The following is a 21,946-nucleotide window of genomic DNA, read 5'->3' as shown; positions in this document are numbered from 1 at the left end:
CCCGGCCTTACCGGGTATTTCCGCCTTGCCTCGAGACGATTTCGTCAAATTTATTGGTCAACGAACTTCTGATTCAGGACACTGGCTGGACTGATCAGTCGAACGGGTTCGCGACCTTCTTGACGTCGGGCGCCGGCAGCTTTGCCGGCAAGTCCTTCTCGCCTTCGAGCTTGCCCACGACCGCGCCCAGCAATTCGTGCAGCGCGCGCGCATCGGCCAGGCCCTTCTGGTCCAGCGTCAGGTCGATATCGCCGTCGATCGTGATCCGGTCAAGCCGGTTCTCGATCGTCAGGGCGCCGATCTGCAGCACATCGGCTTCGTTCGCATACGGGATGAATTTCTTGCTCATCTGTGATCAGCCTTTCTCAGTCTTTTCGTTTGGTGGTTTTCGGCAGCCGCAGCATCACCTGCTTCTGCTGTTTCGACAGCGACGGTATCAGGTCGATGCCGATCCTGCTTTCCAGTTGGGCGATCGTCATCGTCTGCGGCTTCGCGTCGGCCTCGTTGGCCACGAACCAGGCCCCGCCGGCGCGCTGGCGCGGGCTGTACACCACCTTGTAGAGATGGCTCGGCACCAGCACGTTGCCCACCTTGCGCAGGTCGCTTCCGATGAAGGCCGGGCCCGTGATCACGAACAGGTCGCCCTCCTTCTTGACCATCTTGCGCACCGCGCCTTCGATGCCGGCCCACACATGGCGGTTGTTGTCGGCATCCTGCGGCACCATGTTCGCCAGGGTGAAGCTCTGGTACTGGCTGGTGCGATCCGGCATGTTGCCGTTCGGGGCCATGTGGCCGCGATCGAAGCCGCTGCGCGCGTAGTCCGCCAGTTCGGCGCGCTGGCCCTTCGGCAGGCGCGTCTCGGGGTGGAACGAGTTCTCGCGCGACAGGTCTTCGGCGGATTCGATATTGCGCTCGGTGAGGTGCTCGGCCGACCACAGCGGCGTGCGGGTAACGCCGGAATGCATGATGCCGAACACGTTGTAGCACAGCTCGCGCGTGGCGCGGGCCATCTTTTCGTTGAGGATGCGGGGCGCCTGGCCGGCCACGTAATGCTGCGGGCAGGCTTCGGCGGACGCGGAGGCGGCCGCGGCGGCGCCGGCGAAGAATGGGGTGCAAAGCGCGGCGGCGGGAGCCAGCAGGGCTGCCGCGAGTGCGGCGGTGTAAAGCGAACGGGTGAACATCTGGGCGGCGGCGATCAGGAAAAATGCGAGACGCGCATTCTAACGGACCGCCCGTTTTAGTTGAAGGGGAATGGACAGCCGGCAGCGCGGACAGCGGCCAGGCACCCGCTGTCCGCGCCGCCCGCCGTCAATGGAGCCGGTCCAGCGCCTCCAGCACACCCTTGCGGTTCTTGTGCCTGAGCTCATACGTGCGCACCTTCCGGCGCTGCGCCGCCGTCAGCTCGGCCAGCGCGCCGCGCACCTGCGGCACCGTCAGGTGTTCGTAGTTCGCGATCGGCACGCTGCGGTCGGGCGATGCGCCGGCGCGGTCCTTCGCTTTCGCGGAGGCCGTTTCGCCGAACTGCTTGCGCTGCTTGTTGACGATGCGCGCCGCTACTTCCTCTTCGCGGCCCTTGTAGCGGCCTTCCTTCTCGAACTGCTTCTCGAGCTTCTCGTATTCATGTTCCCGTTTCGGGCTGGCACCTCGTGGCATGATGGTCCTCCATGGTCGATGTTTCAGCCGATGGTAGCGAAACCGCGACCGCCGCGGCGCACGATCAGAACTGCTCGATCCAGCCTGCCAGCTGCGCCGGCGTGGGCGCGGCCTCCGCCGGCACCAGCCGCGCGCGCACGCCGTCCGGCCCGCCGGACATCTGCAGCGTGTGCCCGTTCTGACCCAGCCACAGCAGCGCGGCCAGCCAGAACGCATGAAGGTCCGACACCGCGCTGGCGGTCGGCGTTTCGAGGAACTCGGTCAGGCGCGCCGTGTGCACGATCGTGCCTCCCTCCGCCGTGCGGTCGAAGCCGTCGCCGAACGCTTCGGCGAGCCAGCCGAACACATCGGCCGGTGCGGCGCCGCGCGCCGCCAGTCCGTCGAGCCGGATGCGCACCAGGCGGCCGAACGCGGCGCTGCGGAATGCCTCGGAACTGATCAGGTCCGAGTAGTCCATCATCAGCCAGTCCGGCTCCGGCGGCGTGAGCCCGGCGCACAGCGCCGCCGACAGGTAGGCATCGATCGGCACGGTGCCCGCGCTGCCGGTCACGCCGGCACATAGCGCATACAGCGTGCCAATACGGTTGGCCACGGCCTGCTTCTGGCGGATCAGCAGCTTTTCGCGCAGCAGCTGCGCATGCTCGCGGCGCAGCCGCGCCAGTTCGACCGCCTGTTTCATTTCCATCCGCAGGCTGGCGATATCCCACGGTTTCTGGATGTAGCGGTGGATCTGGCCCTGGTTGACCGCCTCGACCGTGTGGGCGATTTCGGAATAGGCGGTGGTGAGGATCCGCACGATGTGCGGATAGCGGTCCCACGCATAGAACAGCAGTTCGTTGCCGTATGCGCCCGGCATGCGCTGGTCGGACACCAGCACGGCGATCGAATCGGCGTGCTGGTCCAGCATGCGCTTGCCTTCCTCGACCGATTCCGCCGTCAGCACGGTGGCTTGCGCGCCCAGCGCGCGCTGGAAATATTTCAGGGCCGTCGGCTCATCGTCGACGTAGAGGATGGCTGGCAATGGTTTGGCAGCGTCGATCATGCTGATTCCTTATGTGATTCTGGAAAGTTCATCGTGGCGGTCGTGCCGTGCCCGTCCGCCGGGGTCTGCTTCGATTGCACGCGCAGGTGGCCGCCGAACGACTGCATCACGCGGTTGCAGAAGATCAGGTCCCAGCCGCCGCCCGCGCCGCCGTGCATCGACACGGGGTCGAGCAACAGGCGGTGCAGGATCTCCGGCGGGACGCCGGGGCCGTTGTCCTCCACGGCGATCACGGGCCGCGCGCCCGTCCCCACCGCGATGCGCAGGCACGGCGCGGGCTGCCCGCGCAGCGCGCGCAGCGCATTGCCGATCAGCGACGACAGTACCAGCGCCACGCAGTTGGGCGACGCGCGAATCGCGAAATCGTGCTGGACATCGACCACGACGGCCGCGCGCTCGTCGGCGCTCATCGGGTAGGACGCCAGCAGCGCCGCCACCATCTGCCGCGCGCCGCCGCCGGCCACCCGCGCCGCCGGCGCCGGCGAGGCGCGCTTCACGGAGTCGACGAACGAATCGAGCACTGCCTGGCAATAACGCGCATTGTCGCTCATGTGCGCCACCGCATTGCCGATCCGGGCGCGCAACAGCAAATATCCAGGCTCGATGCCCCGCTCGTCGCCGTCCTCGTGCACCCGACGCGACAGCATGCGCGCGAAATCGGCGATCGACGCGAGCGGCGCACCCAGCTCGTGCGCCAGGAACGCCACCGTTTCCTCGACCGCCAGCAAGCCGTGGTCGCGCGCCGCCCGGTCGCGGGCGCGCCTTACCGCCTCGGTGCTGGCCTGGCGCAGCACTGCGCGCAGCGCATCCTGCCGCACCGGCTTTTCGAGCACGCGGAACACGTCCCCGCCGTTCACCGTATCGAGCAGCACGTCCTTGTCGGCATAGGCGGTGACGAGGATGCGCACCAGCCCCGGCCAGCTCCGTTCGACTTCGCGCAGCAGCTCGCCGCCGACCTTGCCGGGCATCCGGTAGTCGGTGACCAGCACATCCACGTCGTGATCGACGAGCAGGGCCAGCGCCGCATCCACGCCGGGTGCCGTCAGCACCCGGTATTCGTTGCCGAAGGCGCGCCCGAAATACTTGCGCGCCATGTCTTCGTCATCCACGTACAGCACGGTCGGCATGTCGTCCCCCATGCTGTCCGCCGTGTTGTCCGTCATCCTGTCCGCCATCCTGTCTCCGGCAATTTGTTCCATCAACGCTCCCCGCCTGCCCTGGGCAGGTCGAAAGTGAATGTCGTCCATTCCCCCGGCTTGCTCTCGACGGCCAGGTGGCCGCCGTGCCGTTCGATGACGCTGTAGCAGATCGACAGCCCGAGCCCCAGGCCCTGGCCGACTTCGCGGGTGGTGAAGAACGGCTCGAACACGCGGCGCAGGTTCTCGGCGGCGATGCCGGGCCCGTTGTCGCACACGGTGATGCGCACCCGCTCGCCATCCTCGCTGGTACCGATGACGATTTCCGGCGACTCCATGGCGCCCTTGCGCAGCGCCAGCGCGGCATTGCTCAACAGATTGATCAGCACGCCGATGATCGCCGCCTCGTCGCCCCGCACCAGCGTCTCGCCGGTGATCACCCGCCGGATCGGGATACCCTTGGTTTCATGGCCGACGAGCCGCACCGCCGCATCGAGCGCCCGCTCGAGCAGGAACGCCCCGCCGTCCACGTTTTCGTTACGGTACGCGAACGTCTTCAGGTCCGAAACGATGTACTGCACCCGCTGCATGCCCTGCTTGGCATCGTCCAGGCATTCGCGCAGCATCGGGCTGGCCTGCGCGGCCGGGTCTTCCAGCGCCACGTCGATCGCCATCATGCAGAAGTTGACCGGGTTGTTCACCTCGTGCAGCAGGCCGGCCGACAGCGTGCCCAGCGCGGCCATTTTTTCCTGCTGCAGCATCTGCCCCTTGATGTCGGCCAGGCTGCGGTTCGTGCGTTCCAGTTCCTCGTTCTTCTGCGCCAGCTCATCCTTCAGTTCGAACATCTGCCGCCGGCCGCGCTCGTTGTAGAACGTGTACACGGAACTGGCGGCCACGGCGAACAGGATGATCGTCGAATGAAACAGGAACTGGCCATGGTCGACCACGCCGCCTTCGCGCGTGACGCACGCGCCCCAGTACACGAGCAGCGTCAGCACGCCGAACGCCAGCGTGTACATGTAGCCGACCGGGAACAGCGTGCCGACCGCGAAGATCGTCAGGATGAGGCCGGCGTAGAACAGCGACGCCTCGCCCTGCGTCACGTGGATCATCCACGCGATCATCAGTTGCGGGAATGTCAGCCACACGAACGTGACGGCATGCACGTGACGCCGGCCGAACGCCGTATAGAGCACGCCCAGCCCGGCCAGGATGCCGATGCTGGTGATGAAACGGAACACCGCGAAGCGCGCCATCTGGTCCGGATACACGGCGAAATCGAGCACGAAGCCCAGCAGCACCAGCACGATCACGGTGACCGCGCACGCCCGGCTCTGCATCAGGTGGAAACCGGACAGCTCCCTCGCGTAGCTGCCGCGCACCGGCGTGGCGGCGGCGTCCATCACGGCGCGACCGTGGTTTCGGCGAACACGTTGACCCCGGTGGGGTCGGTGTACACATGCGCGTCGCCGCGCCGTGCCGGCAGGATCGCCCCCATCTTGGCTTCGTCGCGGTAGATCAGGTACCACTCCAGGATGTGCTCCATGCTGAAGCGCTCCGGGTTCGCGCTGTGCACATTGGTGACCAGCAGGCGCCCGCCCGGCCGCGTGCGCGATGCGAAATAACCGTTCAGCCGCGCGCAGACCTTGTCGGACAGGTAGTCGAACAGGCCGGCGCAATACACGGCATCGAACTCGCCCCGGCCGGCGCCCTCGGTATCGCGCCGCTTGAGCAGCTGGTGCACCGAGTCGTGGACGAACTCGATACTGGTGCGGCGGCCGGTGGCGCGCTGCACCGCTTCGAGCCGCTCGCGCGTCCAGTCAAGCGTCTCGGCCGAGAAGTCCACCAGCTGGAACGACAGCAGCTCCGGCTGCTCGCTCTGCTGCAGGAAGCGGGCGATTTCCTCGGCCGGCCCGCAGCCCACGTTCAGCACGCGGAATGCCCGCCCCGCCGCGCGCGCCTGTTGCGCGAGCCCGTTCAGGTACTGCACCAGGATCTCGATCCGGTGCCGGTGCGCGGTGGCCACCGCCGTCTGCAGGAATGCGGCGTTGACCACCTGGAAGTAGGTGCTGGGGCCCTCGCGCGGGTCGCCGAGGATCTGGTTGACCATCTGATAGTCGCCGGCGTAGCCCAGCGGCTTGGTATAGGTGCGGAACACGAACGGTGCCCGCAGGATCAGCGGGTGCAGCGCGGCCTGGGCAAAGGCGCGGTGCGCCGGCGCCAGTTCCTCGTCGACCAGCGAGGCTTCGTGGTTGAGCTGGTCGAAGCAGGTCTTCATCTTGCCCATCAGCGGCAGCGCCAGTTCGGCGAAGTACTCGGCCGGCAGCTTCGCGGCTGGCTGGGAACCCGGCGTTCCGTCGGCCAGGTCCACCTGTTCCAGCCAGCGCGACGCGTCGGCCAGGAACGCCCGGGTTTCGTTGACGACGATCTGGTAATCGCGCCGGATGCGGAAGCGTTCGCTCCAGTCCTGCACGAACGCCTGCGCCTTGTGCCTCATGACGCCGGGGGCCAGCGCCACCTCGGTCAGCTCGCGCCATTCGTCGGTCAGGCTCACGGACACCATCGCGGTCAGGCCCGTGTTGACCAGGCTGATCACGACGGCCTTGCCGACATACGCATTGCGTGTGCCCATCCGCACGGTGAGCTCGCTCAGCACCTCGCTGACCTGCACGATCGACCATGGATTGTATACCTCCATGACGAGCGAGCGGCGCTGCAGGTTGACGATCGTGGCGCGCACTGCCTCGCCCTGGGTATTGTAGAAACTGACGACGGGATCGATGTGTGTTGGTGAGTACACGAGTGGGCTTTTTGTTGCAACATTAATGCCGAGTGTACATGGATGAGGAATACCCTGCAACGAACCTCTGCCCCTGCCACGGGGGCCCGCATGCCATTGCGACAAGACCTGTTTGCAAATGCTTACGCAACCGGTGGCGCCCCTGCGCGGCTGTCCTGGACGTTCGGCACCGAACAGATGCGCGAGCTCGTCGGTGCCACAGTGGCCGCACTACACGGAGGCAACCATGACGCAAGTGATCACGCTGGCAAGGAAAGGCCAGGCGCCGGGCAAACTGGACCGCGAACAGTTCCATCGCAAGTTCATCCAGTCGTTCGTCGATCCGCGGTTCGACCCGATGCGCGGCGAAATCGCGCAGCTCGAGGAAATCGCCTGGCGCAACTACCTTGACAGCCGCAAGGCGCCGGTCACCGTGAAGGCGGGCCCCGGCTTTGCCGACCCGGACTACGACCTCGCCGTCGAATGGAAGGAAGCGCATGACAAGCTGCTGGCCGCCGAGCGGCGCCAGAAGGATCCGGCCACGCGTTCGCGCGTGCTGGTGATCTGCGCCTCGTCGCGCAACGACGGCACCTGTCCCGGCGAGATGTCCAAGTCGTTCCGCATGGCGCAGTGGGCCCGGACCGCCCTCGACACCGAGGAGATCGAAGTCGACCTCCTCGACCTGTCGCTGATCACGTCGACCTACGATCACCATATCCATCCGTGCAAGGGTTGCGCGTCCACCGCGATGCCGCTGTGCCACTGGCCGTGTAGCTGCTACCCGAATCACAGCCTGCACCAGGTCAACGACTGGATGAACGAGATCTACGAACGCTGGGTGCTCGCCCACGGCGTGCTGATCATCGCCCCCACCTACTGGTACCAGTCGCCTTCCCCGCTGAAGCAGATGATCGACCGGCTGGTCTGCGCCGATGGCGGCAATCCCGACCCGTCCAGCACGCACGGCAAGGATGCGGATAAAGCCAAGGAAATCGAACTGGAAGGCTGGGATTACCCGAAGCACCTGGCCGGGCGGGCGTACGGCGTGTTCGTGCACGGCGACGTGGCGGGCATCGAAAGCCAGCGGCGCAACCTGTCCGACTGGCTCGAATGGATGGGCCTGATCGCCGCGGGCCAGCAGGCCGTGCTGGACCGGTATATCGGCTACTACGAATCGTATGCCGGCAGCCATGCCACGCTCGACAAGGACCAGCCCGTGCAGGAAGAAGTGCGGAACAGCGCGCGGGCGGTGGCCGAGGCCGTGCGGCAGATCCGTGCCGGCAAGCTGGTGCCGCCGGATGCCCGGCTGCGCAAGCCGCGACCGAAGTAGAGTCGCCCGCCCGAGCCGGCCAGGGCGCAGCGTTGCAAGCAGGCAACGGTCCATAAGGCCGGTAACCAACTTTTCCATTCCTGACGGAAGCGGCCTGAGCAAGATTCCCACCTCTGTAATCCCTCTCTTACAAGGGCACGGGATGCCTGCTGCTACTCAGCACGCCGACGGCACAGCATACTCGTTATACAGATGACAACGGTATTAGCCAAAGTCAACGCCCGACGGATGCCGTCCCGCCAAACATCACGAGACACGAATGCCCAATACCGCCCTCGCCCAACGCCCTGAAACCGCCGTCGACAGCAGCGATGCCAAGGCCGTCTACCAGGCACTGTACAACGGTGCCGACCCCGCCCTCGCCGCCACCTACCTGGAAGCCTGCCTGGACGAAGCAGCCGCACTGCCATGCGACCTGCCAGCCACCGTCGACGAGATGGCGGCGTGGATTGCACGCCATACGGACGATGTCGGCAGCGAATACCGCGCCTACCTGGCAGCCCGCAAGAACGGCGCGCCGCGGCGCTATTTCCGCACCCGTTCGCAGGCGTTGTTCTTCCTGAAGGCGGTCGCTCCCACCAAGCTGGTCGATGGCGCCTGGCTGTATGGCGTGCTTGGTCGCTGGCAGGACCCGGACTACCAGCCGCTGATCCGCATCTACCTGGAAGAGCTGGGCAACGGCGTACCCGACAAGAATCACGTCACCATCTACCGCAAGCTGCTCGAGCAGCATGGCTGCGAACACTGGAACGGCCTGCCCGAGCGCTACTTCGTGCACGGGGCGATCCAGCTTGCGCTGGCCGCCGGCGCCGACGATTTCCTGCCTGAACTGGTCGGCTACAACCTCGGCTACGAGCAACTGCCGCTGCACCTGCTGATCACCTCGTACGAATTGAACGAACTCGGCATCGATCCCTATTACTTCACGCTGCACGTCACCGTGGACAATGCCGACACCGGCCATGCGCACACGGCGCTCGAAGCGCTCAAGCGCGTCGTGCCCCGCGTCGGCGACAGCGCCGCGTTCCTGCGTCGTGTCGCGGCCGGCTTCCGGATGAACGACCTGGGCGTCGGCACCGTCGAATCGATCGCGTCGTTCGACCTGGAGCGCGAAACCGTCGCGATGCTGGCATCGAAGGCCGCTGTCGGCAGGAACATGCACTCCGATTACTGCCGCGTGGGCGGCCGCACCGTCAACGACTGGCTGGCCGACCCGGCCGGCATTCCGCAATTCCTCGTCAAGCTCGAAGAGCAAGGCTGGATCCGCCGCGGCGAGCCGGCGGAGAACAGCCGGTTCTGGAAGCTGATCCAGGGCGAACGCGCCGAAATGTTCGGCGTGTTCAGCCCTTATGAACAGCAATTGCTGGAAGACTGGATCGTCACCCCGCGCGACGGCTCCGAGCCTGCGATCGCCCGCGTGCCGAGCCACCGCGCGCTGCGCCGCAGTCTCGACACGTTCGACGCCGCGCCGGCCCGCAAGGCCGCGCCGCGCGGCCTGATCCGCCACGCCTTCCCGCCCGACGAACACGCATGGGAAACCATCGGCTGCGAACTGCGCCTGCTGGAAGCCCAGCTGGCTGCCACTAGCAGCAAGGACGAGGCCATGGCCCTGCTGATCGGCCTGATGTCGCCGGACCAGCACCACACGTCCGCCGGCCTGATGGCCACGCGCGTGTTCAACCGCCTGTATCAGTGACGCAGTGCCGCGCTGCGGGGGCGCGGCGCCGGCTCGGGAATGCGGCAATGCATCGGCGCGAAACCCGGTTGGCACCATAATTATTACCATAACGAAAAGAGGGGAAACGATGATGAATGTAACCGCACGCGGGGGCCTGCCCGACCAGGGGGCCGCCGCAGCGGCACCTGCCGACCTGCCCGAATCCGCCACATCCGCCGCTTCTGCCGCAACTGCCATGACATCCGCACCGGCGTGCGCTCCCGTGCCACACACGCTGCCCTTGCCGGACGGGGCTGCGCTGCTGGAACTGGGCCGCGCCCTGCAATCCGCCCGTTACCGTTTCACCACCGTCACCCCCGCCACGCACAGCCGCATCAAGCGCCGCTGCGATCACGTCTGGGCGCGCGACCTGGCCGACATCTTCGGCTGGAGCCGGCCGTTCCATGCCGATGCGCTGTCGCCGGACATGCTGGCACTGATGATCCGTGCCGGCATCGCCCAGCCGCACCGCGACGGCTGGCGCTCGACGCTGCGCGCCTCCACGCTGGACGGCCAGCTGTACTTCCATTCCGCATATCCCACCAGCGAAAGCGATGCCGTGTTCTTCGGTCCCGACACGTACCGGTTCGCCCGCGCGCTGCGCAGCGAACTGGCCGCGATCGCAGCGGCCGGCCGGCCCGTCAGGCGCGCCGCCGACGTCGGCGCGGGTGCCGGCCCCGGCGCACTGACGATCGCGCATCACCATCCGGATGCGGACGTGCTGGCGCTGGACATCAATGCCCGTGCGATGCACCTGTGCCGCATCAATGCCGGCCTGGCGGATCTGCGCAACGTGACCGCCCGCCACAGCAACCTGCTGCAGGACGTGCCGGGCGAGTTCGACCTGATCATCTCCAACCCGCCGTACCTGCTCGACAAGTCCGAGCGTGCCTACCGCCACGGCGGCGGCGAACTGGGCGCCGGCCTGTCGCTGGCGCTGACCACGCAGGCCCTGGGCCGCCTGGCGCCGGGCGGCAGCCTGCTGCTGTACACCGGCGTGGTAATGATGCGTAACGAAGACCCATTCCTGCGCCGCATCGAACCGCTGCTGGCGCAGGCCGGCATGAACTGGCACTACGAGGAAATCGATCCGGACGTGTTCGGCGAAGAACTCGATACCCCCGCCTATGCCGACGCCGACCGCATCGCGGCGGTGTGGCTGAAGGCTTCCAAACCCCTGCACTGAAAGACATCATGACCGGACAACCGCGCGCCACCGTCGTGACCCACGGCGGTGCTGGAGGCAGCCGCGAGCAGGATGACGGCTGCCGCTTCGCCGCCCGTGCCGGGCTCGACCGGTTAACCGGCGGCGGCAGCGCGCTGCAGGGCGCCGTAACGGCCGTCGTCGCGCTGGAAGACGACGGCCGCTACAACGCCGGCAGCGGCTCGGTACTGTGCCTCGACGGGCACACCATCGAAATGGATGCCTCCGTGATGGATTCGCAGGGCGCGCTGGGCGCCGTCGCCTGCCTGCAGCGCGTGAAGAATCCCGTGCTCGTCGCGCAGGCCGTGGCGGGCACCCCGCACTGGCTCCTCGCCGGGGAAGGCGCGGAGCGCTTCGCCCGCACCGCCGGTTTCGGGCCCCACCACGAGATCAGCGAACGCCAGCGGGCAAAGCACGAACGCCTGCTGGCCACGCTGGGCGGCAGCACCGCGGCCACGCCGGGCGTGGCCAACCGCGCGTTTGCCGACTACTGGAACTACGATACGCCGCCGGCGTTCTCGCCGTGCGACACGGTGGGCGCCGTGGTGCGCGATGCCGCCGGCAACTTCGCCGTGGCCTGCTCCACCGGCGGCTCGGCGCCGTCGCTGCTGGGCCGGGTCGGCGACACGCCGATCATCGGCAGCGGATTCTATGCGGGCGCGGACGGCGCCGTGGCCGTCACCGGCATCGGCGAACACATCGTGCGTCACCTGCTGGCCCATACCGTCTATGCGTGGATCGCCGCCGGCATGGCGGTCGGCGACGCAGTACGCCGCGGCGTCGAGCTGCTGCCGGAGGAAATCGACGTGGGCGTGATCGCCGTCGGCCGCGGCGACGCGGCCATGCACAGCAACCGCGACATGCCGTGTGCCGAGGTCATGCATGACTGAGCGCATGCCGGACTTCGACGGCGGCCGGCACGGCCACCTCGTCATCGTGGGCGGCCACGAAGACCATGAAAACAGCAAGGAAATCCTGTCGCGTTTCGTGCAGCTTTCCGGCGGCCAGGGCGCCGCGATCGCCGTGATCACCGCCGCCAGCCGCGTGCCGGACAAGATGTGGGAGCGCTACGACGTAGCGTTCCGCGAGATCGGCGTGCGCGAAGTGATCCGCGTCGACCTGCCGGACCGCGCCACGGCCAACGATCCGGCCCTGGCGGTGCGCGTGCGCGCCTGTACCGGCATATGGATGACCGGCGGCGACCAGAAACGCCTGCTGGCGATGATCGGCGGCACGCTGCTCGACGAAGCGATGCACGCCGCGCTGAAGGAATCCGGCGCCTGCATCGGCGGCACCAGCGCCGGCGCCTCGGCGATGTGCGGCCACATGCTGGCCGACGGCAAGGCCGACCTGCTGCCGGAGAAAGGCTCGGTCAGCCTGGGCGCCGGCCTCGGCTTCGTGCAGCGCGTGGTGATCGACCAGCATTTCTCCGAGCGGCACCGCCTGGCGCGGCTGCTCACCATCGTCGCCCAGAATCCCTATCTGCTGGGCGTGGGCATCGACGAGGACACGGCGCTGGTGGTGGAACGCGGCGTCGGCATCGAAGTGATCGGCGCCGGCAGCGTGACGGTCGTCGACGGCCGCACGATGATCTCGGATGTGGCCGACATCTCGACCGGCGGCACGCCGCAGCTGATCGACGTGCGGCTGCACCTGCTGCCCGCCGGCAGCAGCTTCGCGCTGTCCGGGGAGATCGACCATCCGCACCAGTTGCCCCCCGGCGCCACGCACACCACGCCGGCCCCATTGCTCGACTTCGTTCGCAACGTAACAAAGAGGACTTCCCTGTCATGAACATCCTGGACCAGCGCGTGCTGCGCGGCCCCAACCTGTATGCGGCCAGGCCATGCCTGCTGACAGTGCTGGACCTCGAAACGCTGCACGGGGTCGCGTCCAGCGATGTACCCGGCTTTACCGACGCGCTGCTGGCGCTGGTGCCGGGCCTGCACGCGCACCGCTGCTCGCCCGGCCACCAGGGCGGCTTCGCCGAACGGCTGCGCGACGGCACCTACATGGGCCATGTCGTCGAACACCTGACGCTGGAACTGCAATGCCTGGCCGGCACGCCGGCAGGCTTCGGCCGCACGCGGCGCGTGCGCGGCCAGCCCGGCGTGTATCGCGTGGTCTGCGCCTACCGGGTGGAAGCGGTGGTCGTGGAAGCCTTCGACCTGGCGCTGGCCATCGTGGTTGCGCTGGCCAGGGGCGAGGCGTTCGCGCTGGACGAGCCGCTGGCCGCGCTGCGGCTCACGGCCGAGCGCAATGCCATCGGCACCAGCACCGCCGCCGTGCTGAAGGCGGCGCGGGGCCGGCGCATCCCGTACTTCCGCGTATCGGACAACGCCAACCTGTTCCAGCTGGGCTGGGGCAGCCGGCAGAAAAGGCTGCAGGCGACGATGACGGGCGACGCCAGCAACATCGCCTGCCGCATCGCCAGCGACAAGCAGCTGACCAAGGCATTGCTGAAGGAAGCCGGCGTGCCGGTGCCGGGCGGCAGCGTGGTGACGAGCACCGACGAGGCGCAGCGCGCGGCGCGCCGCCTGCGCGGCATCGTGACCGTCAAGCCGCTGGACGCCAACCAGGGCAAGGGCGTGACCACGCAATGCACCACTCCCAAGCAGGTGGCGGCGGCATTCGACGCGGCCCGCAAATTCTCGCGCAGCGTGATCGTCGAACGCTTCATCGAAGGCAACGACTACCGGGTGCTCGTCACCGGCGATACCGTGGCCGCAGCCTCGCTGCGGCGCCCGCCCACGGTCGTGGGCGACGGCCGCCACACGATCCGCGAGCTGGTCGCGGCGGAAAACCGGAATCCGGCGCGCGGCCAGGGCCACACCAACATCCTCACGCAGATCCCGCTCGACGAGCACGCGCTCCAGGCACTGGAAAAGCGCGGCTACGGTCTGGACAGCGTGCCGCCGGCGGGCGTGCCCGTCACGCTACGCGGCAACGCCAACCTCTCCACCGGCGGAACCGCCGAGGATGTCACCGACCTGCTGCCCGATGAAACGCGGGCGATCTGCGTGCGCGCCGCGCAGAAGATCGGCCTGGACGTGGCCGGCATCGACCTGGTCTGCCGCGACATCGCGCGGCCGCTGGCCGACCAGGGCGGCGCGATCATCGAAGTCAATGCCGCGCCCGGCATCCGGATGCACCAGTATCCGGCCGCCGGCACGCCGCGCGACGCGGGAGACGCGATCGTCGAGGCGATGTATGGCGACGACGATGGCCGCATTCCCGTCATCGCCGTCACCGGCACGAACGGCAAGACCACCACCACGCTGATGGCCGCCCATTGCGTGCGCATGGCGGGCCTGCGCACCGGCGTGACGACGACCGAAGGCATCTACGTCGACGGCCGCCAGATCGCCAGCGGCGACTGCAGCGGCTACTGGTCGGCGCGCACCGTGCTGACCGATCCCACCGTCGATTTCGCCATCCTGGAAACGGCGCGCGGCGGCATCCTCAAGCGCGGCCTGGCGTTCGACCGCTGCGACGTGGCGGTGATGCTCAATATCAGCGCCGATCACCTGGGCCTCGACGGCGTCGATACGGTGGAAGAACTGGCCCGCGTCAAGGGCGTGGTGGCCGGCGCCGCCTCGCGCTGCGTGGTTCTCAATGCCGAGGACAGACATTGCGTGCGCCTGGGTGGCCGCCTGAAGGACACCGTCGAAGTGCTGTACTTCGCGCTGGATCCGGACAATCCCGTGCTGCTCAAGCACCTGCACAACGGCGGCCGCGGCGCCTACCTGCAGGACAGCCAGCTGGTCGTCGCCGACGGTACCCGCCACCAGGTGCTGCTGCGGGCGGCCGACATGCCTTCCACGCTGGGCGGACACGCCCGCTACAACATCGCCAACGGGCTGGCCGCGGCCGCCGCGTTGCTGGCCACGGGATTCACGGTCGAGCAGATCGCCGCCGGCCTGGCCAGCTTCGTCTCGGACGGCCGCACCAATCCGCTGCGCAGCAACGTGTTCGACGTGCGCGGCATCACGGTGGTCGTCGACTATGCGCACAATCCGGCCGCGTACAACGCGATGTCGGGCATGGCGCGCGGCCTGTCGAAAGGCAGGGTCGTCGGCGTGATCACCGCGCCGGGGGACCGCCGCGACCAGGACCTGGAAGCCGTCGGCGAAACTTGCGCGCGCGGCTTCGACGAGATCGTAGTGTACGAAGCGGGCAACCGTGGCCGCCCCACCGGCGAATGCGCGCAACTGATGCTGGCCGGCGCCCAGCGCAGCGGCAAGCCGCGGGACGTGCTGCACAGCCGTCTCGCCGGCCAGGAGGCGCTGCGGCACGGGCTGTCGCTGTGCAAGCCGGGCGACGTCATGGTGTTCGCCTGCGGCTCGTCGCTGAACGAGGTGGTCGAGGCGCTGCGCGATAGCGATCCGGCCAGCGCGCGGCAGATCGCCGCGCAGGCGGCGCTGGTAATGGTGTGACGGCCGGCGCGCCGTCCGGAACACCTTTCAGCGATCGACGCTGAAGCTTCGGTATCCGACACCGGTTTTCGCCGCTATCCCGCCAGCCCTGCCTTCAGCAACAGCGGCGTCAACCCCGTCCACCGTTTGAACGACCGCCGGAAATTGGCGGCATCGTGGAACCCCAGGTACCGCGCGACCGCTTCGTTATCGGCTCCCTGCGCATGGAACATCCACAGCGCCACGTGCGTGCGCACCTGGTCCAGCTCGGCCTGGAAATGCGTGCCGTGCCGTGCCAGCTGCCGCTTGAACGTGGCCGGGCTCACGCCGAAATCGCCGGCGGTGCGCTCCAGCACGGGCGCCATGCGCACCCGTTCCAGCAGGTAGTCGTACAGCGCGGCCAGCAAGCCGGCGGGCCTTGCCGGTTCGCCCTCGGCGGCGCGCAGCGCAAGCGCGGCGGCCAGGGCGCTGCCGCGCGGCCACGGCCGGTCCAGCCACTCGGCGCCGATCAGCATCGCATCGAACTGGCAGTCGAAGCGCAGCGCGCTGCTCAGGTGGACGTGATGCTGCTCGACGTGCCGCGGCGCGGTGCGGTTGAAGCAGAAGCGCCACGGCAGCCGTTCGCCGCCCAGCCACCGGCACAGCGCGACGACCGCTGTCATGTGCATCTCCACCAGGGCGGAGCGCAGCGCGGGCGCGCCGTGGCTGTCGACCCAGTACAGCGCGGCCGTGCCGTCCCACGTCTCGAAGCGGGGGCGCAGCAGCGGCGTGAGCCGGGTATGCCAGCGGCACAACAGCGCCAGCGCTTCGCGCAGCGTCGGCGCCTGCACCAGCGCGTTGCTGGGCGCGCCGTCATGGCCCGGCAGCAGCTGCTGTCCCAGCATGAAGCTGGTGTCCGGGCTGTCCAGCGCGCGCAGCGCGTTCGCCAGCAGGTCCAGGTACTGCGCCGGTGCCACCAGCGCGCCCGGTTCGGCGAGCGCTTCGATCCCGGTGCCGCGCAACAGCGCGCCCTCGTCCGCGTCGCGCGAACGGGCAAACGCCAGCACCAGCGCCGGCTGCTGGCATGCCGGAATCGACGGTTCGGCCGCACCGCGCCACGCGATCACGCGGCGTCCACCTGGCGGCACAGGTCCGCCAGCACCATGTCCGGCGTGCGCCCGGGCGAAGCATCGGCCTGCGCGCAGCTGTGGCGCAACGTCAACGGTACCGGCAGGTGCGCCGCATGGTGCCGCATCATCGCCACCATCGCGCACAGGTGCCGCGCCGCGTCGGTCGCGGCCGCTTCCGTGAGCCCCGGCATCAATACGGCGAACCGGTCGCCCGCGTAGCGGCACAGCAGGTCGTCGTTGCGCAGGTTCAGCAGCAGCATGTGGCTGACGGCCTGCAGCACGCGGTCGCCCTCGGCCTGGCCATGCTCGCGATTGATGCGGTGAAAACCGTCGATGTCGAGCAGTACCAGTGCGCAGCCGCCCTTCTGTCTCTCAAGTTGCGCGCGCAGGTAGCGGGCATCGGCCAGCTGCGTCACGCGGTCGAACGCGCGGTGGTCGCGGAACAGGCGCTCGCGCTTTTTCAGGTGCTCGGTCAGGCTGGCCTGTTCCTGGCGCCAGAAGAACATGCCGGCGGTCAGTATCGCCATGCCCAGCGGGACCAGGGCCTCCAGGGCGTTGTCCCACAGCGCCGCCTTGTCGACGGTGAACAGTTCGTCCATGCAGTCGGCCCAGGAGCCCAGCGCGATCGCGGCGAAACCGGCGGCCAGGAAGCGGGTGACACGGCCGTCCGGGCGGTTGCCCAGCACGATCAGGCACCACGCCGCGGCGGCCAGCGCCGTGCCGCCCTCGCTGGCCATGTCGAACCACTTCCAGGCCGCGAAGGGTTTCAATGCGCCGGCGGCGGCATATAGCAACGCCAGCACCGTGCAGGCGATGGCGGCGGCCGCGAGGGCATGTCGTTGGATCGTGTTCATGACCGGCCAGCTTAGCGTGCCCTTATTACATGAGCATGACAGGATGACCACGGCGTTGCGCCGCCGCCCGGGGTGCGAACGGCTCACGGGCCACCGGAAAAATGTGTACCGCACGCCCGATGTCCCGCCATGCCCGTCCCCGGCCCGTCGTGTGCCCGCCCCGGAGCACGGGTCAATTCGGCTCACTCATGCCGCCGGCAAGCCGCGGGCCCGCCGCCTGTCACCGATCCGTCACATTGGCTGCCTAGAATCCGCCCCGTCCTTCACCAACCCCACCATCAAAACATGCGACACCTTGCCATCCCCGCCCTCGGCCTGCTGGCCGTCACGGCAGTCCACGCCGCCGGCGATCCGACGGTCGTCATCGCCGGCCAGCGCGCCAGCCTCGCCAATGCCATCGCTGCCCAGGAGCGGGCCGACAACATCGTCAGCGTCGTCTCCAGCGACGGCATCGGCGGCCTGCCGGACAAGAATGCCGCCGAAGCGCTGGCGCGGCTGCCCGGCGTGGCCGTTCAGCGCGACCAGGGCGAAGGCCGCTACGTCACCGTGCGCGGCCTGGCGCCGGACCTGAACGCCGTCACCATCAACGGCGCTCTGGTGCCGTCGCCCGAAGCAGGCACCCGCGCCGTGGCGCTCGACGTGCTGCCGGCCGGACTGATCCGCACGCTGGAAGTGTCGAAGACGCTCACCCCGGACCAGGACGCCAGCTCGCTGGGCGGCACCGTGGAAGTCAAGACGCTGTCCGCGTTCGACCTGCCCGGCAGGCTGCTGACGATCGGCGCCGCCGCCAGCCACGATACCAACACGGACCAGACCAGCCCTTCCGCGAGCGTGCTGTGGGCTCAGCGTTTCGCCGGCGGCACGGTGGGCGTGGCGGCCGGCCTGTCCGGCGAGAAGCGCAAGTTCGGCTCGGACAACGTGGAGACCGGCGGCGCGTGGAGCGGAAACCGGCTCGAAGGCTTCGAGCTGCGCGAGTACCTGCCGGTGCGCGAGCGCCGCGCCGCCGCGCTCAACCTCGACTGGCGGCCGGATGCGGCATCGAGCTATGCGCTGCGCGGCTTCGTGAGCCGCTTCTCGGATGACGAAGTGCGCGACCGCCTGACCGTGAGCAACGTCGAGAACGACGACCTGGCCGAAGGCGTGACGGACAAGGCGCGCCTGGAGCGCCGGCTGCGCCAGCGCAAGTACACGCAGGAGATCCGTTCGCTGACCGCCAGCGCCGACCGCCGGTTCGACGACTGGCGCCTGCACGCGGAGGCGTCGGCCAGCCGCGCCACAGACGACGCGCCCGAATCGGTCAACGACGCGCGTTTTCGCGGCAGTTTCAGCGGCGTGGGTTTCACCAACACGATGGCGCCGCGCCTGATCGCGCCGGCCGCCGCCTACGACGCCGCCAGCTACAACCTGAATGCGATCACGCTCCAGCAAAGCTACGCGGAAGACCGCGCGAAGGCGCTGCGGCTGGACCTGACGCGCCAGTTCGACGACGGGTTCGCCGTCAAGTTCGGCGCCAAGGGCAGCCGCCGCGACAAGGACAACGACACCGACCAGTGGTCCTACAACAGCGGCAACACGGGCAGCGCCAGCTACTGGGGCACCGGTACGCGCTCGATGAGCGCATTCGTCCGCACGCAGCAGCTCGATTACGCGTTCGGCCCGATCGGCGCCGCGCTGGACCCGGCCGCGATCCGCGCCCGCGTGGCGAACCTGCCGCGCGCCGGCGCGCAGCTGGCCGCCGAATCGGCACTGGACGACTTCGCGATCAGCGAGGATATCGACGCGGCCTACGTGCAGGGCACGCTGGCGCGCGGCGCATGGTCGCTGCTGGCCGGCGTGCGCGCCGAGCACACGCGCTTCCGGGCCGCCGGCCAGCAGGTGGCGGATGGCGACACGATCACGCCGCGCCGGGCCGGCCGTTCGTACACCAACTGGCTGCCCACGCTGCAGGGCCGCTACGACCTGGACCGTGCCACCAGCGTGCGGGCCGCGTGGAGCAACGCGGTGGTGCGCGCCAATTTCAGCCAGCTCGCGCCCGGCATCAGCCTGGACAGCGCGATGGAAGCCACGATCGGCAACCCGGACCTGGCGCCTTTGAAATCGCATAACCTGGACCTGGGCATCGAGCGCGTGCTGGGCAACGACGGCACCGTGTCCGCCTACGTGTTCCACAAGGACATCAAGAACTTCACCTACGCGACCAACCTGGCCGGCTCGGGACAGTGGGCGGACTACACCACCGCCACGTCGTACGCCAACGGTGACAGCGCCAAGGTGAAAGGAATCGAGCTGGCGTGGCAGCAGCCGCTGCGCATGCTGCCTGCGCCGTTCAACGGCCTGCTGGTGGGCATCAACGGCGCGCTGACGCATTCGCGCGCCGGCATCGACAGTTTCGACGAGGACGCCGGCGCCCGCATGGGCCGCTCGATCCGGATGCCGGGGCAGTCGAACCGCATGGCGAACGTGATGGTCGGCTACGAGGCCGGTCCGGTCAGCACCCGCCTGGCCGCCAACTACAAGTCCGGCTACCTGCTGGAACTGGGCGAGAACGTGCTGGACGCGTCGCAGGACCGCATCGTCGACAGCCAGACGCAGCTCGATTTCTCGCTGTCGTGGCAAATCGACCGGCGCTGGCAGCTGTCCTTCGAGGCCAGCAACCTGAACAATGAAAAATACTACGTGTACCAGGGCGTGAAGGCGCACAACGTACAGTACGAACAATACGGCCGCACCTACAAGATCGGCCTGAAAGCGAGCCTGTTCTGATGAAACATGTCTTCACGATTTCCCTGCTGGCCACCGGCCTGGCTGCCGGGCTGTCCGCCGTGTCGGCGGCCAACGCCGGCACCATCCCGGCCGCACTGGCCAAGGCCCGCGATCTCGCGCCGCTGCCGCACGGCTGGCTCGTGCTGGACAAGAACGCGCTGCGCCTCGTCGATGCCGCCGGCCGCGAACGGGCCAGCCTGCCGGTGCGCGGGCGCCAGCTCGACGTGCGCACCGACAGCGCCGGTAACACGCTGGCGCTCGTCATCGACGCCAACGCCGAGCGGGCGGTCCCGGTGCGCGCCGACGCCCGCGCCGGCACGCTGGCCGCCCTGCCCGCCCTGCCGGCGGCGGGATACGGCATCGAGGCCGCCTGCCTGTACCGGGACGCGCAGCAGTTGACGCACGCGTTCCTGGTCGGCAAGGATGGCCAGGCCGAGCAGTGGCTGCTCGATGGCGACGCACCGGCACGCGTGCGCCGGCTGGCCTTGCCGCCGCACGTGAAGGCTTGCCGTGCCGACGACGCGGCCGGCACGCTGTATGCCGCCGAAGAGGGTCTCGGGCTGTGGGCCTACCGGGCCGATGCCGAAGGCGCGCCGGCGCGGCAGCCCGTCGCCTTGGCGCCGCCGTTCGGCAAGCTGGCCGACGGCGCGCATGCGCTGGCGGTGGTGCCCGGCGGCGTCGCCGCCGCCGACGGCAAGGGCGGGCTGCATGCGTGGCGCCGCACCGGCGCGGCGTGGCGCGCGGTGCCGGTGAACGCGAAAGGCGTCGAAAACGTCGCGGTCGACGCCGATGGCCGGCTGCTCGCGCACGTTGGAAAGGGGTGGAAGGCCGTACCGCTGGCCCTGACAGCGGCTGCGCCCGAAGCGCCGCTCCCCGTCGTGCTGCCGCGCACGCAAACCGAGCCGGTGGCCCGTGCCGGCGACGCTGCCGACGATCCGGCGATCTGGCTGCATCCGCGCGACCCTGCCGCGTCGCGCGTGCTGGGCACCAACAAGAAGCAGGGCCTGCTGGTGTACGACCTGCAGGGCCGGCAAACCCAGTTGCTGGAAGCCGGCCGCCTGAACAACGTGGATGTGCGGCAGGACGTATCGTTCGGCGCCGAGCGGTTCGACCTGGCGCTGGCCACCCAGCGCGACGAGAACTCGATGGTGCTGTTCACGATCGCGGCCGACGGCACCGTGGCCGAGGCCGCGCGGCTGCCCACGGAGCTCGAAGAGATCTATGGCGCCTGCGTGTTCCGGCCGGCCGGCGGCGGGCTCGATGCCTTCGTCAACGACAAGGATGGCCGCTACCTGCACTACCGCATCGGCCGCGCGGCCGGCAAATTTACGGCGCAGGTCGTGCGCCGCTTCCGCACCGCCAGCCAGCCGGAGGGCTGCGTGGCCGACGAAGCCAGCGGCCAGCTGTTCGTGGGCGAAGAAAAGCGCGGGCTGTGGGTGACGGACGCCGACGCGACGCGGGAACCGCGGCTGACGATGGTGCTGCCGGTCGGCGGCGTGCTGAAGGCCGATGTCGAGGGTGTCGGGATCTACCGGGCCGCCGGCGACGGCGCGGGGCGCGGCTACGTGGTCGTTTCCAGCCAGGGCAACGACAGCTACGTGGTGCTCGACGCGGCCCCGCCGTACAAGGTGCGCGGTGCCTTCCGCATCGGCGTGAACGTGACGGCCGGCATCGATGGCGCGTCCGAAACCGATGGACTGGAAGTGACTTCCGCGAACCTCGGCGGCCCGTTCGCACGCGGCATGCTGGTGGTGCAGGACGGCTACAAGCGGATGCCGGACGGACCGCAGAACTTCAAGCTGGTGGCGTGGGACGACATCGCCCGCGCGCTCGGCCTGGATTGACACGGCCCGTAAATCGTCTAAACTTGACCGCTTCCCCGCCTGCCGGCTTGCCGGCGGGCGGGAATAACCAGTAGCGGACCGCAGGAGCACTCCCCCAAAA

The 21,946-nt window shown here is 68.7% G+C and carries 17 protein-coding genes; 8 read left to right on the top strand and 9 right to left on the bottom strand.

What is annotated here, in order from left to right; genetic code table 11:
- Positions 1-94: 94 nt before the first annotated feature.
- The 7 genes from GJV26_RS27595 to GJV26_RS27565 form a co-directional block, all read right to left on the bottom strand.
- Positions 95-349 carry a hypothetical protein gene (locus GJV26_RS27595; protein WP_155711785.1) on the bottom strand — a complete coding sequence of 85 codons (255 nt, stop codon included), beginning with the start codon at positions 347-349 and terminating at the stop codon, positions 95-97.
- A 16-nt stretch (positions 350-365) separates the two neighbouring features.
- The gene (locus tag GJV26_RS27590; RefSeq protein ID WP_155711784.1) at positions 366-1,181 is read right to left on the bottom strand and encodes a DNA/RNA non-specific endonuclease; all 816 of its coding nucleotides are present in this window, start codon (positions 1,179-1,181) and stop codon (positions 366-368) included.
- 127 nt (positions 1,182-1,308) lie between these two features.
- Positions 1,309-1,653, bottom strand: a complete 345-nt coding sequence (locus GJV26_RS27585) for a hypothetical protein (protein ID WP_155711783.1) — start codon at positions 1,651-1,653, stop codon at positions 1,309-1,311.
- 64 nt (positions 1,654-1,717) lie between these two features.
- Positions 1,718-2,695 carry a response regulator gene (locus GJV26_RS27580; protein WP_155711782.1) on the bottom strand — a complete coding sequence of 326 codons (978 nt, stop codon included), beginning with the start codon at positions 2,693-2,695 and terminating at the stop codon, positions 1,718-1,720.
- Complete coding sequence (locus GJV26_RS27575) at positions 2,692-3,894, bottom strand: hybrid sensor histidine kinase/response regulator (RefSeq protein ID WP_308807643.1); 1,203 nt, start codon at positions 3,892-3,894, stop codon at positions 2,692-2,694. The genes GJV26_RS27580 and GJV26_RS27575 overlap by 4 nt, the downstream gene beginning before the upstream one ends.
- Positions 3,894-5,234, bottom strand: coding sequence for a sensor histidine kinase (locus GJV26_RS27570; protein ID WP_155712769.1), 1,341 nt, complete (start codon positions 5,232-5,234; stop codon positions 3,894-3,896). Before GJV26_RS27570 ends, GJV26_RS27575 begins: the two co-directional genes overlap by 1 nt.
- On the bottom strand, positions 5,234-6,631 hold the full coding sequence (locus GJV26_RS27565; protein ID WP_189442344.1) for a class I SAM-dependent methyltransferase: 1,398 nt from the start codon (positions 6,629-6,631) through the stop codon (positions 5,234-5,236). The genes GJV26_RS27570 and GJV26_RS27565 overlap by 1 nt, the downstream gene beginning before the upstream one ends.
- Positions 6,632-6,857: 226 nt before the next feature.
- Here GJV26_RS27565 and GJV26_RS27560 point away from each other — a divergent pair, with 226 nt between their 5' ends.
- The 6 genes from GJV26_RS27560 (at position 6,858) to cphA (ending at position 15,297) form a co-directional block, all read left to right on the top strand.
- Positions 6,858-7,940, top strand: coding sequence for a flavodoxin family protein (locus GJV26_RS27560; RefSeq protein ID WP_155711780.1), 1,083 nt, complete (start codon positions 6,858-6,860; stop codon positions 7,938-7,940).
- Between the two features lie 259 nt (positions 7,941-8,199).
- Positions 8,200-9,636, top strand: coding sequence for an iron-containing redox enzyme family protein (locus tag GJV26_RS27555; RefSeq protein ID WP_155711779.1), 1,437 nt, complete (start codon positions 8,200-8,202; stop codon positions 9,634-9,636).
- A 217-nt stretch (positions 9,637-9,853) separates the two neighbouring features.
- On the top strand, positions 9,854-10,843 hold the full coding sequence (locus tag GJV26_RS27550) for a methyltransferase (RefSeq protein ID WP_155711778.1): 990 nt from the start codon (positions 9,854-9,856) through the stop codon (positions 10,841-10,843).
- 8 nt (positions 10,844-10,851) lie between these two features.
- On the top strand, positions 10,852-11,751 hold the full coding sequence (locus GJV26_RS27545) for an isoaspartyl peptidase/L-asparaginase (protein ID WP_155711777.1): 900 nt from the start codon (positions 10,852-10,854) through the stop codon (positions 11,749-11,751).
- Positions 11,744-12,655 (top strand): cyanophycinase, encoded by a 912-nt coding sequence (locus GJV26_RS27540; RefSeq protein WP_155711776.1) that lies wholly within the window; start codon positions 11,744-11,746, stop codon positions 12,653-12,655. Before GJV26_RS27545 ends, GJV26_RS27540 begins: the two co-directional genes overlap by 8 nt.
- Positions 12,652-15,297 carry a cyanophycin synthetase gene (gene cphA, locus GJV26_RS27535; RefSeq protein ID WP_155711775.1) on the top strand — a complete coding sequence of 882 codons (2,646 nt, stop codon included), beginning with the start codon at positions 12,652-12,654 and terminating at the stop codon, positions 15,295-15,297. Before GJV26_RS27540 ends, cphA begins: the two co-directional genes overlap by 4 nt.
- Positions 15,298-15,371: 74 nt before the next feature.
- Here cphA and GJV26_RS27530 read toward each other — a convergent pair whose 3' ends face one another.
- Positions 15,372-16,382: an AraC family transcriptional regulator gene (locus tag GJV26_RS27530; RefSeq protein WP_189442346.1), complete on the bottom strand. Its 1,011-nt coding sequence runs from the start codon at positions 16,380-16,382 to the stop codon at positions 15,372-15,374.
- The gene (locus GJV26_RS27525; protein ID WP_155711774.1) at positions 16,379-17,239 is read right to left on the bottom strand and encodes a GGDEF domain-containing protein; all 861 of its coding nucleotides are present in this window, start codon (positions 17,237-17,239) and stop codon (positions 16,379-16,381) included. Before GJV26_RS27525 ends, GJV26_RS27530 begins: the two co-directional genes overlap by 4 nt.
- 285 nt (positions 17,240-17,524) lie before the next feature.
- On the opposite strand from GJV26_RS27525, the gene GJV26_RS27520 reads away from it, so the two are divergent.
- Both GJV26_RS27520 and GJV26_RS27515 read left to right on the top strand, forming a co-directional pair.
- Positions 17,525-20,002 carry a TonB-dependent receptor gene (locus GJV26_RS27520; protein ID WP_155711773.1) on the top strand — a complete coding sequence of 826 codons (2,478 nt, stop codon included), beginning with the start codon at positions 17,525-17,527 and terminating at the stop codon, positions 20,000-20,002.
- Positions 20,002-21,846: a phytase gene (locus GJV26_RS27515; RefSeq protein WP_155711772.1), complete on the top strand. Its 1,845-nt coding sequence runs from the start codon at positions 20,002-20,004 to the stop codon at positions 21,844-21,846. Before GJV26_RS27520 ends, GJV26_RS27515 begins: the two co-directional genes overlap by 1 nt.
- Positions 21,847-21,946: the final 100 nt, after the last annotated feature.

Origin of the sequence: Pseudoduganella dura (assembly GCF_009727155.1) — a bacterium.
Classification (GTDB): domain Bacteria; phylum Pseudomonadota; class Gammaproteobacteria; order Burkholderiales; family Burkholderiaceae_D; genus Rugamonas; species Rugamonas dura.
The sequence above is the reverse complement of the archived record's forward strand: the minus strand, read 5'-3'. Positions and strand labels throughout refer to the sequence as shown.

Excerpts from the sequence above, each read along its gene's own strand:
- GJV26_RS27595 (WP_155711785.1), bottom strand. The coding sequence starts at position 349 with ATGAGCAAGAAATTCATCCCGTATGCGAACGAAGCCGATGTGCTGCAG.
- GJV26_RS27590 (WP_155711784.1), bottom strand. The coding sequence starts at position 1,181 with ATGTTCACCCGTTCGCTTTACACCGCCGCACTCGCGGCAGCCCTGCTG.
- GJV26_RS27585 (WP_155711783.1), bottom strand. The coding sequence starts at position 1,653 with ATGCCACGAGGTGCCAGCCCGAAACGGGAACATGAATACGAGAAGCTC.
- GJV26_RS27580 (WP_155711782.1), bottom strand. The coding sequence starts at position 2,695 with ATGATCGACGCTGCCAAACCATTGCCAGCCATCCTCTACGTCGACGAT.
- GJV26_RS27575 (WP_308807643.1), bottom strand. The coding sequence starts at position 3,894 with ATGGAACAAATTGCCGGAGACAGGATGGCGGACAGGATGACGGACAAC.
- GJV26_RS27570 (WP_155712769.1), bottom strand. The coding sequence starts at position 5,234 with ATGGACGCCGCCGCCACGCCGGTGCGCGGCAGCTACGCGAGGGAGCTG.
- GJV26_RS27560 (WP_155711780.1), top strand. The coding sequence starts at position 6,858 with ATGACGCAAGTGATCACGCTGGCAAGGAAAGGCCAGGCGCCGGGCAAA.
- GJV26_RS27555 (WP_155711779.1), top strand. The coding sequence starts at position 8,200 with ATGCCCAATACCGCCCTCGCCCAACGCCCTGAAACCGCCGTCGACAGC.
- GJV26_RS27550 (WP_155711778.1), top strand. The coding sequence starts at position 9,854 with ATGACATCCGCACCGGCGTGCGCTCCCGTGCCACACACGCTGCCCTTG.
- GJV26_RS27545 (WP_155711777.1), top strand. The coding sequence starts at position 10,852 with ATGACCGGACAACCGCGCGCCACCGTCGTGACCCACGGCGGTGCTGGA.
- GJV26_RS27540 (WP_155711776.1), top strand. The coding sequence starts at position 11,744 with ATGACTGAGCGCATGCCGGACTTCGACGGCGGCCGGCACGGCCACCTC.
- cphA (WP_155711775.1), top strand. The coding sequence starts at position 12,652 with ATGAACATCCTGGACCAGCGCGTGCTGCGCGGCCCCAACCTGTATGCG.
- GJV26_RS27525 (WP_155711774.1), bottom strand. The coding sequence starts at position 17,239 with ATGAACACGATCCAACGACATGCCCTCGCGGCCGCCGCCATCGCCTGC.
- GJV26_RS27520 (WP_155711773.1), top strand. The coding sequence starts at position 17,525 with ATGCGACACCTTGCCATCCCCGCCCTCGGCCTGCTGGCCGTCACGGCA.
- GJV26_RS27515 (WP_155711772.1), top strand. The coding sequence starts at position 20,002 with ATGAAACATGTCTTCACGATTTCCCTGCTGGCCACCGGCCTGGCTGCC.